The sequence below is a fragment of the Bradyrhizobium sp. AZCC 1678 genome, assembly GCF_036924765.1.
In the GTDB taxonomy this organism is placed as follows: Bacteria; Pseudomonadota; Alphaproteobacteria; order Rhizobiales; family Xanthobacteraceae; genus Bradyrhizobium; species Bradyrhizobium algeriense.
Map to the genome: position 1 here is coordinate 5,436,999 of NZ_JAZHSE010000001.1, position 16,804 is coordinate 5,453,802.

Below are 16,804 nucleotides of genomic sequence, written 5' to 3' on the forward strand. Positions count from 1 at the left end.
CTGATCTGTTCCCGCTTACTTCGGACGCTTCGCGCCGTACTTCGAACGACGCTGCTTACGGTTCTTGACGCCCTGGGTATCGAGGACGCCGCGGAGGATGTGGTAGCGCACGCCGGGCAAGTCCTTGACGCGGCCGCCGCGGATCATGACCACCGAGTGCTCCTGAAGGTTATGGCCTTCACCCGGGATGTAACCGATCACTTCGAAGCCGTTGGTCAGGCGCACCTTGGCAACCTTACGAAGCGCCGAGTTCGGCTTCTTCGGGGTCGTGGTGTAGACGCGCGTGCAAACGCCGCGCTTCTGCGGCGACTGCTGCAGCGCCGGCACCTTCTTGCGTGACTTCTGCACCGCACGCGGTTTTGCGATCAGCTGGTTGATCGTCGGCATGTCAGCCTTCACCCTTTAGTTCGCGCGAAACCTTGAATGGCTTTCGCAAATTCTTCTCGGAACTAGCCGTTCCGTTCGGCCCGCCCTGCGTGAAAAACATCCACGCAAAGCGAAATCGCGCCAACCACCCATCGCTGAGCGGAAAGCGCTTCGACGCCACAGAGGACCGCGAATAAAGGCCGATCAGCGTTCGCTGTCCGGCCTGCTACCGAGGTCATGCATCCGAGTTCACTCTCAAGAGGACGTGCTCAAGAGAACTAAAATCGTCCTGGCATTGCCTAGCAATATGATCGACAGCGTTTGAGCGGCATTCGTCGAGGTTGGTGCCCGTCCAGGTCCTCTAGGAAACTTCCGTAAGGATTTGAAAGGGTGTTCCGTTCCGACGCTGGCGTTGCTCACCGCCTGTCGTTAAGTGGCCGTCTTCTATAAGCGGTGGATAGCTAAGTCAAGCGAAACGAGAACGCTGGAAACGCCTATGGCGTCTGCGGATTCAGTGCTTCGCGCGAATTCGGCAAGTTCGAAATGGCGCTGCCCCTCCCTCCCTTGAGTCGCGCCAACCGCTAATTTTACCCGGATAAAAATATCCAGAAACACCAAATACTGGTTCCACTTTTTCCCGGCTAGCTTTTGTTTGCCTTTCGAGGCGCAAAACTACCGCTTCGAGACCGGGAATCCCCATGAAGTATACCGACATCGCGATCATCGGCGGCGGCCTTGCCGGCTCGACCGCGGCCGCCATGCTCGGACGCGCGGGAATTCCGACGGTTCTGATCGATCCGCATCAGGTCTATCCGTTCGACTTCCGCGTCGAAAAAATCAGCGGCAACGAGCAGCTCGATCGTTTTTATCAGACCGGAATCGCCGATTCGGTGCTTCGCTCGGCCACCCATGACGGCGAAAACTGGATCGCGCGATTCGGCTACCTGCTCGACAAGAAGCCGAGCCGCCAGTACGGCATCATGTACGACGCGCTGATCGGCGCGATCCGCGCCGAAATCCCGTCCCCCGCCGAACTGATCTACGCCAAGGTGACCGACGTCTCGACCAGCGCAGAGCGGCAGAATCTCACGCTGTCCAACGGCGAAACCATCTCGGCGCGGCTGGTGGTGCTGGCCAATGGCCTGAGTGTCGGGCTGCGCCGCAATCTCGGCATCGAGCGCCATATCCTCAGCGTCAGCCATTCCATCTCGATCGGATTCGACCTGGTGCCGGTTGGCCGCCCGGCCTTCGAATTTCCCGCCCTCACCTATTTTTCGGAACGGGTAAAGGAGCGCGTCGCCTATGTGACGCTCTTCCCTGTCGGAAACCGGATGCGGGCCAACCTTTTCGTCTATCGCGAGGTCGACGACCCCTGGCTGCGCGAGATGCGCCACAGGCCGGTCGAGACCATGAACGCCGCGCTGCCCAGGCTGCGCCGCATCACCGGCGAATACGGCGTTGCCGGCGACGTCAAGATCAGGCCCGCCGATCTCTATGTCTCAACCGGCTATCGCCAAGCGGGCGTCGTTCTGGTCGGCGACGCCTTTGCGGCCACCTGCCCGGTTACCGGCACCGGCACCGACAAGGTGTTCACGGACATAGCCCAGCTCTGCAACGTCCATATCCCCGTCTGGCTTGCGACCGAGGGCATGGGCGCGGACAAGATCGCTTCCTTTTACGACGATCCGGTCAAGCAGGCTTGCGACACCTGGTCGATGGCAAAAGCCATAAGCTTCCGCAAGGTCACGATCGAGAACGGGCCATACTGGAGTGCGCAGCGCTGGGCGCGCTTCCTGGCGTGGTTCGGTGAAGGCGCCGTGCGGCGGATGCGCAACCGCGTCAGCGCGGGGTCAAGCCGCCGGGCTCACTCCTCGTCGTCATCCTCATCATCGTCGTCGTCTTCATTGTCGTCGTCGGCCTGACCGGCAGCGTTGTGCGGCGTGCGGCCCTGGTCGTCCCAGAGCTTGCGATAGACGCCGTTGGCCGCGAGCAACTGCGTATGCGAGCCGCGCTCGATCGCCTTGCCGCCTGAAATCACGATGATCTCGTCCATCTCGACCACTGACGTCAGACGGTGGGTCGACCAGATCATGGTGCGGCCCTCCGCCACGTTGAGAAGCGTGCGGTTGATCGCGGCTTCCGTGGTCTGGTCGAGCGCCGATGTCGCCTCATCGAGCAGCAGCAGCGAGGGATTGCGGATGATCGCGCGCGCGATCGCGATGCGCTGGCGCTGGCCGCCCGACAGCGTGTCGCCGCGCTCGCCGACCGGCGTGTCGTATTTCTGCGGCAGGCTCATGATGTAGCTGTGGATCTCGGCCTTGCGCGCCGCCTCCTCGACCTCCTCGTCGCTGGCGCCTTCCTTGCCGAGCCGGATGTTCTCCCGGATCGACATGTTGAACAGCATGTTCTCCTGGAACACGACCGCCATACCGCTGCGCAGGGATTCGCGGGTCACGCGGCGGATATCGACGCCGTCGATGGCCACGCGCCCCTCGTCCGGCGTGTAAAGACGCAGGATCAGATTGAGCAGCGTGCTCTTGCCCGAGCCGCTGGGGCCGACGATCGCGATGCGCTTGCCGACGCCGAGCTTGAGGCTGAAATTGTCGAGCACCGGCGTCTCGCTGCCCTCGTAAGCAAAGGTAACGCGGTCGAAGGTGATGTCGTTGGTGATGCGCGGCATATCGGGCGCGCCCCGGGCGATCGGCGCCCCGCGTCGGCTCATCCAGCAGTTCCTGGATGTGCCGCACCGCCGCCGCCGACTGGATCGACACCGGAATGAAATGCATCAGATGGGCGATGTTGTAGGACACCTCCCAGAACGCGCTCTCGAAGGTGACGAAGGTGCCGATGGTGATCTGGCCCTTGGTGGCGAGATAGGCGCCGATCGCCAGTACCACGAGGTGCAGCAGCAATACTGAAATGGTGACGGTGCGCTCCACCATCGTGGAGAGGAAGACGGCGGACGCGGTCTTGATGCGCACTTCCTGGTTGCGCATGGTAAACCAACCCAGCGTGCGGCGCTGCAGGCTGAACGCCTTGATCACCGCCTGCGCGGCCACGTTTTCCTGCACGGTGCCGAGCAGCGCCGATTCGTTGAGCTTCTGCTCGTAATTCGCCTGCACCGCCTTCGGCGTCAGGATCCGCGGCCCGATCAGCGTGATCGGGAATACCAGCAAGGCGACCGCCGCGAGCTGCCAGTTCAAAAACAGCATCAGGATGATGCCGGCAATCAGTTCAAAGAACGGCAGCGCCGCGCTGTTGGCAAAAGTCTTGATCGAGCCTTCGAAGGCCGCAAGATCGATCGAAAAGCGCGAGAGTATCTCGCCGCGCTTGGTGCGGGCAAAATACGACGCCGGCAGGTTCTGGACATGCTCGAACAGCCGCGTCCGCACGTCGGCAATGATGCACGCCGCCAGCCGCGCATCCCAGCGCTCATACCAGACCGCAATGATCGAGGTGATGATGCCAGCGACCGCAAGCACGCCGAGGATCTTGTAGAGCGCCTGAAAGTCCTCCTCGCCGAGCGCGTCGTCGATCAGGAATTTGAGGCTCAGCGGCATGATGACGTTGAACAGCGTCTCAACGAGAACGCCGAAGGTCACGAAGACGAGAAGCTTCCTGTAATTGCCGAGATACGGCCTGACGAAGCCGTAGATGGTCGCCATCGCGCCGGCGGCTTCCTTGGCGGTGAAGACGACGAGGTCCTCGTCATCATCATCGTCGTCGAGCTCCAGCTCGTCCTTTTGGTCGTCCTTGTCATCGTCAGGGGGCGCGCCGGCCCCCTTACCGCCGGAGAGCGGCGCGACGGCCTCCAGCACGAGCTTCTTCGTCAGCTCAGGATCGTCCGCCGGCACGGGATTCTGATCATCCGAGGAAGGAGGCTTGGGCGCCATGAAACCAACCGATGCTGCACGGCCGGCTTGACCGCAAATCGAACGCGGCAGCGGCGAGCGCTACCCGTGCGGATTCTATGCGATCGGGATCAATTCGGCAAACATTTGGCGCGACCGGCGCTGATCCATCAGAGCCGGCCGTGCCTTAATACACCGTTCGGACCTCAATCGTCCGATTCGACCTTGTCGAAGAACGAATAGCGCAGGCTGTCGGCGTCGGCGTACCACTGCCCCGGCCCCTTGTTGGCAGCCAGCGTCGCCGCCCACACCGCATCGGTGCAGTCGCGGCGGTGCATCGAGAGGTCGAAGCCGTTGCCGAAGAACAATTCAGACCATTCCCACCAGGTGCCGAGCTTCTTCACGCCGCGCAACAGGTCGTAACGGTCGATCAGCGCGGGGGCCATGTCGGACGTCACCGATCCGAACAGCAGCCCGGTCTTCACGACGCGGTTGAGTTCGCGCACCGCCCGCGGGACCTGCTTTTCGGCGACGTGACACAGGCTGGTCTCGAACACGAAATCGAATTCGCCGTCCTTGAACGGCATGTCGACGACGGAGCCGAGCTTGTTGTACTTTTTCAACGCCTTCGGGGTTTTGGCGTGGATCGCCTTGTTGTTTTCGATACCCCAGGCATCGATGCCGCGCTCGCGCAGCGCGCCGACCAGTTCGCCGCTGGCGGAGCCGGCAACCAGCAGCTTGTAGCCCTTGGCCCTGTTCCAGACGATCTTGATCAGGTCCGTCAGATAGGCCGGATCGGTAAACTGGCTCCAGACTTCGCTGTAGGGGCCAACGCCGCGGTAATTCTCGAAATAGCTGCGGTCGATCTTGTCGGACGATACCCCGCCCTCTTGTGCGCGGGCGCGGCGCAGCCGCATCATCTCGGTCAAGATGATATCGGTGGCGGCGTCGGAGGAGTCGAGCAGGCCGTTCAGCGTCGAATCGAACAGATAGTCGCCGACCACGACGATCCCCGGATGCTCTTTCGGTTCGGGGCGATGGTTGGTCATGACGTCGCGCACCGGCAGGCCGCCCGGCAGCGCATTCACCGACGACAGCCAGCGGTGGATCTTGCCTTCCATGAAATGATCGCGGGCGTTGCCGAGCGAGGCCGGCAACGATTTCAGCGCGGCGTCGATCAGTTCCTGATCGCTCAGATTGGCGAACGCAAGCGCGTCGGAACCTGCGATCAGCCAGTTCAGCACGCCGTGCTTGCCGACGTCGTGGCGGGCGCCCTCGTTGTAGACGCAGCAGCCGCCGAACGCTTCCGACATGAACCAGGCGCCGGTGATCTTCTCGCCCCAGAACGGTTCGTCGAACAGGATCGAAACCCGAAGATAATGGGCCGGACGGTCGAAATAGGCGACGTGCTTGACCATCGACCGGCGCAGCTCTTCGCCATCCCAGCGCATGGTGGCGAGCCAGGAATGCGGCAGGCACATCAGCACCAGATCGAAATCCCGCGTCTCCGGCCCCTTCCCGTTCATCATATTGAGTTCGTAGCGACCAGAGTCGGTCTTGCCGACCTTGAGCACGCGATAGTTGAGCTGAATATCAGCATCGACTTCCGAGCGCAGGCACTCGATCAGTTGCTCGTTGCCGTTCTGGATCGAATACAGGCCGATATAGCCGTCGACATCCATCACGAAGTTCTTCAGCGCGTTCAGCCCGTTAGTGTTGTGGCTTTCGGTCGCGATATCCGATCGCGCCATCACCTTGAGGAAGCGCTTGGCGGTGGGATCGTCGACTTCCTTGTCGAGCACCTCCTCGCAGGTCATGAAGGCCCAGGGATGCTCGTTGTCGTGGGCGCCGACGCCCTCATAATACTCGATCGGCGATACCATATCGCTGCAGCGCTTGCGGAACGCCTCGATCGCAGCCGCGGTCCTCTCGCCATACTTGCGGCGCATGCCCGGCACGTCGTGGAGCAGCTCACCGTCGAGGTGCACCTGCTCGGCGTCCATCGGTATCGTTTGCAGGCCGAAATGCTGGATCAGTTCCCGCAGCGGATCCGGGCCGGTCATCGAATAATCGTAGATTTCGGCGACGCCGGCCTCGTACATCGCCGGCGCGGAATCGAATTTCCGCGAGACGATCTTGCCGCCGACCCGGTCGGATGCCTCGTAGATCGTGACGCGGCAGAGATCGCCGAGCTTTTTCTTCAAATACCAGGCGCTCATCAGCCCGCCCGGGCCACCGCCTACGATTGCAAGATCCAACATGTCTTTTCCGTCGCCCTCCGGCCCCCCTGCCTTCTGGAAGCAGCCGGTCTAAACCACAAGCAAAAGCCCTTTTCACCCTGAAGGGAAGATGAACAAAGCAGGTCTCCGCAACGCAGCAATGAAAGAAAGCAGCAAAAAGGCCGGCTTGTGCCAGCCTTTTGTCTTCGCACCGTATTCTTGCGGAAGCCGTATCCCGTCGGCGGAAGGGCCAGCGATTCCGCCCCTGGAGCCGGAGCCGTGGGTGCGGCCACCTACCCGCCACGGAACGCCTTGCCGGCCAGCAGGCTGACCAGCTCCTGCTGGCGCGACAGGCCGGTCTTGGACAGCACGGCCTTGAGCTGGCTGCGCACCGTCTCCCGATTGACGCCTGTCGCGTCGGCAAGTGCATCAACGGTTTCGGCCTGGCCAATGCCTCGCGCCACGCGCGCTTCCGCCGGTGTCAGGTCGAACAGGCCTTGCAGGACCTCCGCGGTCGGCACCGCGGCGCGGTCGACCGGCGTCACCACCAGCAGCGCGGTGGCCTGGGTGAAGATATCGCGGGCAGCGCCGCGTACCGGGATGACATGCAGCACCATCGGCACGTGATCCACCGTCGCGGCGACCGGTATGGATTTCACGGTCCGGCTGCCGGCAAGAGGCAGCGTACCGAGCGCTCCGGCGAGCAGCGCATCCGCCGCAACGTCCGTCATCATCACGCGCTGGGCGCGATCCTGAAACAGCGAAGGCATCAGCGTATCGAACAGGCCGTTCGTCGCGAACACCCGGCCGGGCCCGCGCAGCACCGCGCCCGGCAGGCCAAGCGCCTGCAATGCATCGACCTGAGCAAGTGCGCGCTCGAAGCCAAGACGGTTTGCTGCAAGGGAAGCCCGGGCCAGATGCGGCCGCAGTCCATCCAGCAGATTGACGACCTGTTGCGGCACCGGGCCGTGATCCTGATGCCGCGGCAGCACAATCGCGATTGAATCGCCGCTCGGCATCGGAATGATCGTCCCGGCCCGGTAGCCGAGGCCGTGTTTGCGGTAAAAGTTGCAGTAGACTTCGTTGGTCGCAATCTCCTCCTCCGAGAGGAGGTCATAGTCCGTGACGAAGCCTGCACGATTCAGCGCGATGGCGCGCGGCAGGTTAGGATCGCGTTCGCTCCATCCCTCTGTCAGGAAAACCGGCATGAGCGCGTCATATTCGACAGAATTGACCGCGCTTGTGTAGCCATCCCGCACGCCGAACAGAAAACCGCCGTTGCCGCCGACCGCCGCACCGAGTTCGCCAAGCAGGGCTGGCCAAAGCGAGGGGATGAGTCCGGCCTCATAAATGCGATCGATCAGGCGTTCTGGATCAATTGATGCGCTCATGGGGAATCGAAGGGGATCGTCAACATGGCCGGACTGCACACCGTGAGCTGGTAGCACGTATCACCCTTATGGGTGAAGCACGGGTCGCGCCGTTGAAAAAGGAAAAGCCGGCTTCGCAGCCGGCTTTTGTTGTTGATCGGAACCAGGTGGAACGGAACCCTTACTCCGCCGGCGGTAACGCCAGCGGTTCCGCTTCCGGAGCGGTCGGCACGATCGTCGCCTGCTTCTCGCGCTCGTCGAGGATCAGCTTGTCGCGCTTGACCGCGACTTCGCGGATCTTGGCCATCGAGGCGCCGGTGCCCGCCGGGATCAGCCGGCCGACAATGACGTTCTCCTTGAGGCCTTCCAGCGGGTCCACCTTGCCGTTGACGGCGGCTTCGGTGAGCACGCGGGTGGTCTCCTGGAACGAGGCCGCTGAGAAGAACGAGCGGGTCTGCAGGCTCGCCTTGGTGATGCCGAGCAGAACCGGCGTTCCCGTGGCGGGCTTCTTGCCCTCTTCCTTGGCCTTCAAGTTGAGCGCGTCGAACTCGATCTTGTCGACCTGCTCGCCCGAGATCATGTCGGTGTCGCCCTGGTCGGTGACCTCGACCTTCTGCAGCATCTGACGGACAATCACCTCGATGTGCTTGTCGTTGATGAGCACGCCCTGCAGCCGGTAGACTTCCTGGATTTCGTTGACCAGATAGGCAGCGAGTTCCTCGATGCCCTTGATCGCCAGGATGTCGTGCGGCGCCGGATTGCCTTCGACGATGAAATCGCCCTTTTCGACGATGTCGCCGTCCTGCAGATGGATGTGCTTGCCCTTCGGGATCAGGTACTCCCTGGTCTCCTCGGTCTTGTCCATCGGCTCGATCGAGATGCGGCGCTTGTTCTTGTAGTCGCGGCCGAAGCGGATCGTGCCCGCGATTTCCGCGATGATCGCCGCGTCCTTTGGCTTGCGGGCCTCGAACAGTTCGGCCACCCGCGGCAGACCGCCGGTGATGTCGCGGGTCTTGGCGCTTTCCGTGGAGATACGCGCCAGGATGTCGCCGGCCTTGACCTTGGCGCCGACGTCGACCGACAGAATGCCGTCGACCGACAGCATGTAGCGGGCATCGCCGCCACGTGCGAGCTTCAGCACCTTGCCGTCCTTGCCCTTGACCACGATGGCCGGGCGCAAATCCGCCCCGCCCCGCGACGCGCGCCAGTCGATGACGACGCGCTTGGCGATACCGGTCGATTCGTCCAGCGTTTCCGAGATCGACTGGCCTTCGACCAGATCCTCGAACCCGATGGTGCCTTCGACTTCAGTGAGAACCGGCCGCGAGTACGGATCCCACTCCGCGATGCGCTGGCCGCGCTTGACCATGTCGCCTTCATCGACGTGCACGCGCGCGCCGTACTGAATGCGGTGGGTCGCACGCTCGGTGCCGTCGGCATCGGTGATCGCAAACACCATGTTGCGAACCATCGCGACCAGATGACCTTCGCTGTTCCTGGCGATGGCCTTGTTCTTGATGGTCACCTTGCCGTCGAAGTTCGACTCCACGAACGACTGCTCGTTGATCTGCGCCGCGCCGCCGATGTGGAACGTGCGCATCGTCAGCTGCGTGCCGGGTTCACCGATCGACTGGGCGGCGATGACGCCGACCGCCTCGCCGTGGTTGACCGGCGTGCCGCGGGCCAGGTCGCGGCCGTAGCACTTGCCGCAGATGCCGTTGACGAGTTCGCAGGTCAGGGCCGAACGGATCTTCACCTCCTGGATGCCGGCCTGCTGGATGGCGTCGACATGCGTCTCTTCCATCAGCGTGCCGCGCTTGACCACGACCTTGTTGGTCGCGGGATCGCGCAGGTCCTCGCCCGTGGTGCGGCCGAGGATACGCGACGCCAGCGAAGCGACAACCGTGCCGGCATCGACGATGGCGCGCATCTTGATGCCGAGCTTGGTGCCGCAATCGTCCTGCGTGATGATGCAGTCCTGCGCCACGTCGACCAGACGGCGGGTCAGGTAACCGGAGTTCGCGGTCTTCAACGCGGTGTCCGCGAGGCCCTTGCGGGCGCCGTGGGTCGAGTTGAAGTATTCGAGCACCGACAGACCTTCCTTGAAGTTGGAAATGATCGGCGTCTCGATGATTTCACCCGACGGCTTCGCCATCAGGCCGCGCATGCCGGCGAGCTGACGCATCTGGGCCGGCGAACCGCGCGCGCCCGAATGCGCCATCATGTAGATCGAGTTGATGTCGGCGTCGGCGCCCTTCGGCGTCTTCTTGGTCGAGGAGATTTCCTTCATCATCTCCTTGGCGATTTCTTCGGTCGCCTTCGACCAGGCGTCGACCACCTTGTTGTACTTCTCGCCATGGGTGATCAGGCCGTCATTGTACTGCTGCTCGAAATCCTTCGCCAGCGTGCGGGTGGTGTCGACGATCTTCCACTTTGAGTGCGGCACCACCATGTCGTCCTTGCCGAACGAGATGCCGGCCTTGAACGCATTGTAGAAGCCGAGCGCCATGATGCGGTCGCAGAAGATCACGGTCTCCTTCTGGCCGCAGTGACGGTAGACCTGGTCGATCACGCCGGAGATTTCGCGCTTGGTCATCAGCTTGTTGATGATGTCGTACGAGATCTTCTGGTTCTTCGGCAGCAAGGTGCCGAGCATGACGCGGCCCGCGGTGGTTTCGATCCAGCGCCTGGTGGTCTTGCCGTTCTCGTCGGTGCCCTCCCACCGGTACTTGATCTTGGTGTGGAGGTGGATGACCTTCGAATGCAGGGCGTGCTCGAGTTCGGCCATGTCGCCGAAGATCTTGCCCTCGCCGGGCAGGCCTTCGCGCATGATCGACACATAGTAGAGGCCGAGCACGATGTCCTGCGAGGGCACGATGATCGGCTGGCCGTTCGCCGGGTGCAGGATGTTGTTGGTCGACATCATCAGGACGCGCGCTTCGAGCTGCGCTTCCAGCGACAGCGGAACGTGCACGGCCATCTGGTCGCCGTCGAAGTCGGCGTTGAACGCGGCGCAAACCAGCGGATGCAGCTGGATCGCCTTGCCTTCGATCAGGACCGGCTCGAACGCCTGAATGCCGAGGCGATGCAGCGTCGGCGCGCGGTTCAACAGCACCGGATGCTCGCGGATCACCTCGTCGAGGATATCCCAGACCTCGGGACGCTCCTTCTCGACCAGCTTCTTCGCCTGCTTCACGGTGGTGGACAGGCCCTTGGCGTCGAGCCGCGAATAGATGAACGGCTTGAACAGTTCGAGCGCCATCTTCTTCGGCAGGCCGCACTGATGCAGGCGCAGTTCGGGACCGACCACGATCACCGAGCGGCCCGAATAGTCGACGCGCTTGCCGAGCAGGTTCTGCCGGAAGCGGCCCTGCTTGCCCTTGAGCATGTCGGCCAGCGACTTCAGCGGACGCTTGTTGGCGCCGGTGATGACGCGGCCGCGGCGGCCGTTGTCGAACAGCGCGTCGACGGCCTCCTGCAGCATGCGCTTTTCGTTGCGGATGATGATGTCGGGCGCGCGCAGCTCCATCAGCCGCTTCAGGCGGTTGTTGCGGTTGATGACGCGGCGGTAGAGGTCGTTGAGATCCGAGGTCGCGAAGCGGCCGCCGTCGAGCGGCACCAGCGGACGCAGGTCCGGCGGAATCACCGGCACCACGGTCAGGATCATCCACTCCGGCTTGTTGCCGGAATAACGGAAGGCCTCGACGATCTTCAGCCGCTTGGCGAGCTTCTTGTGCTTGATGTCGGATTCGGTCTCGTGCATTTCCGCGCGCAGGGACTGCTCGAGCTTTTCGAGCTCAAGCCCCTTCAGCAGCTCGCGGATCGCTTCGGCGCCGATCATGGCGGTGAACGAATCCTGGCCGTATTCGTCCTGCGCCTTCAGGTACTCGTCTTCCGACAGCAACTGACGGTCCTTGAGCGCGGTCAGGCCGGGCTCGAGCACGACGTAATATTCGAAGTACAGAATCCGCTCGAGATCCTTCAGCGTCATGTCGAGCAGAAGGCCGATGCGGGACGGCAGCGACTTCAGGAACCAGATGTGGGCAACGGGCGCGGCCAGTTCGATATGGCCCATGCGCTCGCGCCGGACGCGCGACAGCGTCACTTCGACCGAGCACTTTTCGCAGATGATGCCCTTGTACTTCATCCGCTTGTACTTGCCGCACAAGCACTCGTAATCCTTGATCGGCCCGAAGATGCGGGCGCAGAACAGGCCGTCGCGCTCCGGCTTGAAGGTCCGGTAGTTGATGGTCTCCGGCTTTTTGATCTCGCCGTAGGACCAGGACAGAATCTTCTCCGGGGACGCAATTGAGATCCGGATCTGGTCGAAGACCTGGGCCGGGGTCGTCGGATTGAAGAGATTCATAATTTCTTGGTTCATCGTCTTCTCCTCGCGTGCCGATCGTCACCGGCAGCAAATTCGAAACTCTTTTTTAGTGCGCGCCCCGCTCAACGTCCGAGAGAAGCGCGAATGCCCGGCCGATCTGCGCGAAGACATGCTTCGCGCTCCTGGCCGGACATGGAATCTTTAAGCGTTACTCAGCAGCCTCGGACGTGGTCGCCGGCCCCACCTTGGAATTGTGCAGGTCGACGTTGAGGCCGAGCGAGCGCATTTCCTTGACCAGCACATTGAACGATTCCGGAATACCCGCCTCGAACGTGTCGTCGCCGCGCACGATCGCCTCGTACACCTTGGTACGGCCGGCGACGTCGTCCGACTTCACGGTCAGCATTTCCTGCAGCGTGTAGGCCGCGCCGTAAGCTTCCAGCGCCCACACCTCCATTTCGCCGAAGCGCTGGCCACCGAACTGCGCCTTGCCGCCCAGCGGCTGCTGGGTGACGAGCGAGTACGGTCCGATCGAACGCGCGTGGATCTTGTCGTCGACCAGATGGTGCAGCTTGAGCATGTAGATGTAACCCACCGTCACCTTACGATCGAAGGCGTCGCCGGTGCGGCCGTCATAGACGGTTGACTGGCCGGAGGCGTCGAAGCCCGCGAGCTTCAGCATCTCCTCGATGTCGGCTTCCTTGGCGCCGTCGAACACCGGGGTTGCGATCGGCACGCCGTGGCTCAGGTTCCTGCCAAGCTCCATCAACTCGCCGTCGTTCAGCGTCTTGATGGTTTCATCGTCGCCATAGATCTTCTTCAGGGTCTCGCGCAACGGCTTGAGGTCCTGCTTCTGATAGTAGGCGTCGATGGTCTGACCGATGCGCTTGCCGAGGCCTGCGCAGGCCCAGCCAAGATGCGTCTCCAGAATCTGGCCGACGTTCATGCGCGAGGGCACGCCGAGCGGATTGAGCACGATGTCCGCGTGCGTGCCGTCCTCGAGGAACGGCATGTCCTCGATCGGAACGATCTTGGACACCACGCCCTTGTTGCCGTGACGGCCGGCCATCTTGTCGCCGGGCTGGATCTTGCGCTTCACCGCGACGAAGACCTTGACCATCTTCATCACGCCGGGCGGCAATTCGTCGCCACGCTGCAGCTTTTCGACCTTGTCGAGGAAGCGCTGTTCAAGGCCCTTCTTCGATTCGTCGTACTGCTTCCGCATCGCCTCGATTTCGCTCATCAGCTTGTCGTTCGGCGAAGCAAACATCCACCACTGCGACTTCGGATACTCCTCGAGCACGGCGCGCGTGATCTTGGTGTCCTTCTTGAAGCCCTTGGGACCCGCGATGCCCTGGCGATTTTCCAGCAGCTCTGCGAGGCGGCCGTAGACGTTGCGGTCGAGGATCGCCTGTTCGTCGTCGCGGTCCTTGGCCAGACGCTCGATCTCTTCCCGCTCGATCGCCAGCGCACGCTCGTCCTTGTCGACGCCGTGACGGTTGAACACGCGCACTTCCACGATCGTGCCCTGCACGCCAGGCGGCACGCGGAGCGAGGTATCGCGGACGTCGGAAGCCTTTTCGCCGAAGATGGCGCGCAGGAGCTTTTCTTCCGGCGTCATCGGGCTTTCGCCCTTCGGCGTGATCTTGCCGACCAGGATGTCGCCGGCGCGGACTTCGGCGCCGATATAGACGATGCCGGCTTCGTCGAGGTTCTTCAGCGCTTCTTCCGAGACGTTCGGAATGTCGCGGGTGATTTCCTCAGGGCCCAACTTGGTGTCGCGGGCCATCACCTCGAACTCCTCGATGTGGATCGAGGTGAAGACGTCGTCCTTCACGATCCGCTCCGAGAGCAGGATCGAGTCTTCGAAGTTGTAGCCGTTCCACGGCATGAACGCGACCAGCACGTTGCGGCCGAGCGCGAGTTCGCCGAGATCGGTCGAGGGACCGTCGGCGATGATGTCGCCCTTCTTGACGATGTCGCCAACCTTCACCAGCGGACGCTGGTTGATGCAGGTCGACTGGTTGGAGCGCTGGTACTTCATCAGCCGGTAGATATCGACGCCCGACTTGGTGGGATCGAGATCTTCGGTGGCGCGGATCACGACGCGGGTGGCGTCGATCTGGTCGATCACGCCCGAGCGTCGTGCGGCAATCGCAGCGCCGGAGTCGCGGGCAACCACGCCTTCCATGCCGGTGCCGACGAACGGCGCCTCGGCGCGAACCAGCGGCACCGCCTGGCGCTGCATGTTCGAGCCCATCAGCGCGCGGTTGGCGTCGTCGTTCTCGAGGAACGGGATCAGCGCCGCGGCCACCGAGACGAGCTGCTTCGGCGACACGTCCATATAGTCGACCTTGTCGGGCGTGATCGGCAGCACTTCGCCGGCGTGACGGCAGATGATCAGGTCCTCGGTGAAGCGCCCCTTGGCGTCGAGCGGCACGTTGGCCTGCGCCACGCGATAACGGCCCTCCTCCATCGCCGAGAGGTACACGACCTCCTCGGTGACTCGGCCGTCCTTGACCTTGCGATAAGGCGTTTCGACGAAGCCGTATTTGTTGACGCGCGCGAACGTCGCCAGCGAGTTGATCAGGCCGATGTTCGGACCTTCCGGCGTTTCGATCGGGCAGATGCGGCCGTAATGCGTCGGATGCACGTCGCGCACCTCGAAGCCGGCGCGCTCGCGGGTCAGACCGCCCGGTCCAAGCGCCGAGAGACGGCGCTTGTGGGTGATCTCCGACAGCGGGTTGGTCTGGTCCATGAACTGCGACAGCTGCGAGGAGCCGAAGAACTCGCGCACCGCGGCAGCCGCCGGCTTGGCGTTGATCAGGTCCTGCGGCATCACGGTGTCGATATCGACACTGGACATGCGCTCCTTGATCGCGCGCTCCATGCGCAAGAGGCCGATGCGGTACTGGTTCTCCATCAGCTCGCCGACCGAACGCACACGGCGGTTGCCGAGATGGTCGATGTCGTCGATCTCGCCCTTGCCGTCGCGCAGATCGACCAGCGTCTTGATGACGGCCAGGATGTCTTCCTTGCGCAGCGTGCGATGGGTGTCGGGCGCGTCGAGTTCGAGGCGCATGTTCATCTTGACGCGGCCGACCGCGGACAGGTCGTAGCGCTCACTGTCGAAGAACAGCGACTGGAACATGGTCTGCGCCGAATCGATGGTCGGCGGCTCACCCGGACGCATCACGCGATAGATGTCGAACAGCGCGTCTTCACGCGTCATGTTCTTGTCGGCATGCAGCGTGTTGCGGATGTAGGCGCCGACATTGACGTGGTCGATGTCGAGCAGCGGCAATTCCTTGTAGCCCTGCTCGTTGAGCGCCTTCAGCGACTTCTCGGTCAGCTCCTCGCCGGCTTCGGCATAGATTTCACCGGTCTTCGGATTGACGAGATCTTCGGCGAGATAATTGCCGACCAGCTCTTCGTCCGACAGACGCAGCGCCTTGAGGCCCTTTTCCTGCAACTGGCGCGCCGCGCGCACTGTCAGCTTCTTGCCGGCCTCGAGCACGACCTTGCCGGTATCGGCGTCGATCAGGTCGTTGATGGTGGAATAGCCGCGGAACCGCGCGGCGTCGAACGGCACGCGCCAGCCTTCCTTGGCGCGCTTGAAATTGATCTTCTTGTAGAAGGTGGACAGGATCGTCTCGCCGTCGAGACCGAGCGCGTACATCAGCGAGGTCACGGGGATCTTGCGGCGGCGGTCGATGCGCGCGAACACGATGTCCTTGGCGTCGAACTCGATGTCGAGCCAGGAACCGCGATACGGAATCACGCGCGCGGCGAACAACAGCTTGCCGGACGAATGGGTCTTGCCCTTGTCGTGGTCGAAGAACACGCCGGGCGAACGGTGCATCTGGGAAACGATGACGCGCTCGGTGCCGTTGACGACGAAGGTGCCGTTCATGGTCATGAGCGGGATATCGCCCATGTAAACGTCCTGCTCCTTGATGTCCTTCACCGACTTGGCGCCGGTTTCCTCGTCGATATCGAACACGATCAGGCGCAGCGTCACCTTGAGCGGCGCAGCATAGGTCATGCCGCGCTGGCGGCACTCGTCGACATCGTATTTCGGCGGCTCGAATTCATAGCGGACGAATTCCAGCATCGAGGTGCCGGAGAAGTCCGAGATCGGGAACACCGAGCGGAACACCGCCTGGAGGCCCTCGTCCAGCCGGCCGCCTTGGGGTTCCTCGACCATCAGGAACTGGTCGTAGGACGCCTTCTGAACCTCGATGAGGTTCGGCATTTCGGCGACTTCCTTGATGTGTCCGAAAAACTTGCGAACGCGTTTGCGACCGGTGAATGTCTGCTGCGCCATCGTGGCCTCTCATTTTCGTCGCCCTTGTGGGCGAACCTTCCGAAGCGCGACTGCCATCGCCCCCGGGTTGAATTTCGAATCGCTCAAAAGGAACAAAGCTCAATTTCAGGAATTAAGTCCTGAACTCGCACCTTAGACCTTCAAAACGCAAAACGACGCGCGGGGCGCATGACTGCACCCGCCCGTCTCAACTTGCCGCTTCACGGACTGAAAAAGCCCGAAATCTGACTGTCTCCCAACGGCTTACGTTGGGAACCCTGCCGTCCCCACCGCCTACCGCCTTTTCCTGCTGCCGCTCCGATATGGGGCGGAATCGTGGAGATTCGAGGGGCTAACCCCGCGAA

General features: G+C 62.5%; 6 protein-coding genes and 1 pseudogene. 1 reads left to right on the forward strand and 6 read right to left on the reverse strand.

From position 1 onward, the window contains the following. Window positions 1-15: 15 nt before the first annotated feature. Complete coding sequence (gene rpsL / locus V1294_RS26130; protein WP_108518071.1) at window positions 16-387, reverse strand: 30S ribosomal protein S12; 372 nt, start codon at window positions 385-387, stop codon at window positions 16-18. A gap of 677 nt (window positions 388-1,064) precedes the next feature. Between rpsL and V1294_RS26135 the strand changes: the two genes are divergently transcribed. Continuing rightward, window positions 1,065-2,288, forward strand: a complete 1,224-nt coding sequence (locus tag V1294_RS26135; protein ID WP_334501120.1) for an FAD-dependent oxidoreductase — start codon at window positions 1,065-1,067, stop codon at window positions 2,286-2,288. On the opposite strand, the pseudogene V1294_RS26140 reads toward V1294_RS26135, so the two are convergent. The 5 genes and pseudogenes from V1294_RS26140 to rpoB all read right to left on the reverse strand — a co-directional run bounded on the left by V1294_RS26140 (window position 2,231) and on the right by rpoB (window position 16,460). Then, a pseudogene (locus V1294_RS26140) lies at window positions 2,231-4,259 on the reverse strand (ABC transporter ATP-binding protein). The gene V1294_RS26135 and the pseudogene V1294_RS26140 overlap by 58 nt on opposite strands. A gap of 164 nt (window positions 4,260-4,423) precedes the next feature. Beyond that, entirely contained in the window at window positions 4,424-6,478 is a 2,055-nt protein-coding gene (locus tag V1294_RS26145) for an FAD-dependent oxidoreductase (protein WP_334501122.1), read from the reverse strand. 251 nt (window positions 6,479-6,729) lie between these two features. Next, window positions 6,730-7,827, reverse strand: a complete 1,098-nt coding sequence (locus V1294_RS26150; protein ID WP_334501124.1) for a helix-turn-helix transcriptional regulator — start codon at window positions 7,825-7,827, stop codon at window positions 6,730-6,732. A 160-nt stretch (window positions 7,828-7,987) separates the two neighbouring features. Beyond that, window positions 7,988-12,187 carry a DNA-directed RNA polymerase subunit beta' gene (gene rpoC, locus V1294_RS26155; protein WP_334479504.1) on the reverse strand — a complete coding sequence of 1,400 codons (4,200 nt, stop codon included), beginning with the start codon at window positions 12,185-12,187 and terminating at the stop codon, window positions 7,988-7,990. A gap of 154 nt (window positions 12,188-12,341) precedes the next feature. Next, complete coding sequence (rpoB, locus tag V1294_RS26160) at window positions 12,342-16,460, reverse strand: DNA-directed RNA polymerase subunit beta (RefSeq protein ID WP_334479503.1); 4,119 nt, start codon at window positions 16,458-16,460, stop codon at window positions 12,342-12,344. Window positions 16,461-16,804: the final 344 nt, after the last annotated feature.

Coding starts and splice junctions, on each gene's coding strand:
- rpsL (WP_108518071.1), bottom strand. CDS start 387: ATGCCGACGATCAACCAGCTGATCGCAAAACCGCGTGCGGTGCAGAAG.
- V1294_RS26135 (WP_334501120.1), top strand. CDS start 1,065: ATGAAGTATACCGACATCGCGATCATCGGCGGCGGCCTTGCCGGCTCG.
- V1294_RS26145 (WP_334501122.1), bottom strand. CDS start 6,478: ATGTTGGATCTTGCAATCGTAGGCGGTGGCCCGGGCGGGCTGATGAGC.
- V1294_RS26150 (WP_334501124.1), bottom strand. CDS start 7,827: ATGAGCGCATCAATTGATCCAGAACGCCTGATCGATCGCATTTATGAG.
- rpoC (WP_334479504.1), bottom strand. CDS start 12,187: ATGAACCAAGAAATTATGAATCTCTTCAATCCGACGACCCCGGCCCAG.
- rpoB (WP_334479503.1), bottom strand. CDS start 16,460: ATGGCGCAGCAGACATTCACCGGTCGCAAACGCGTTCGCAAGTTTTTC.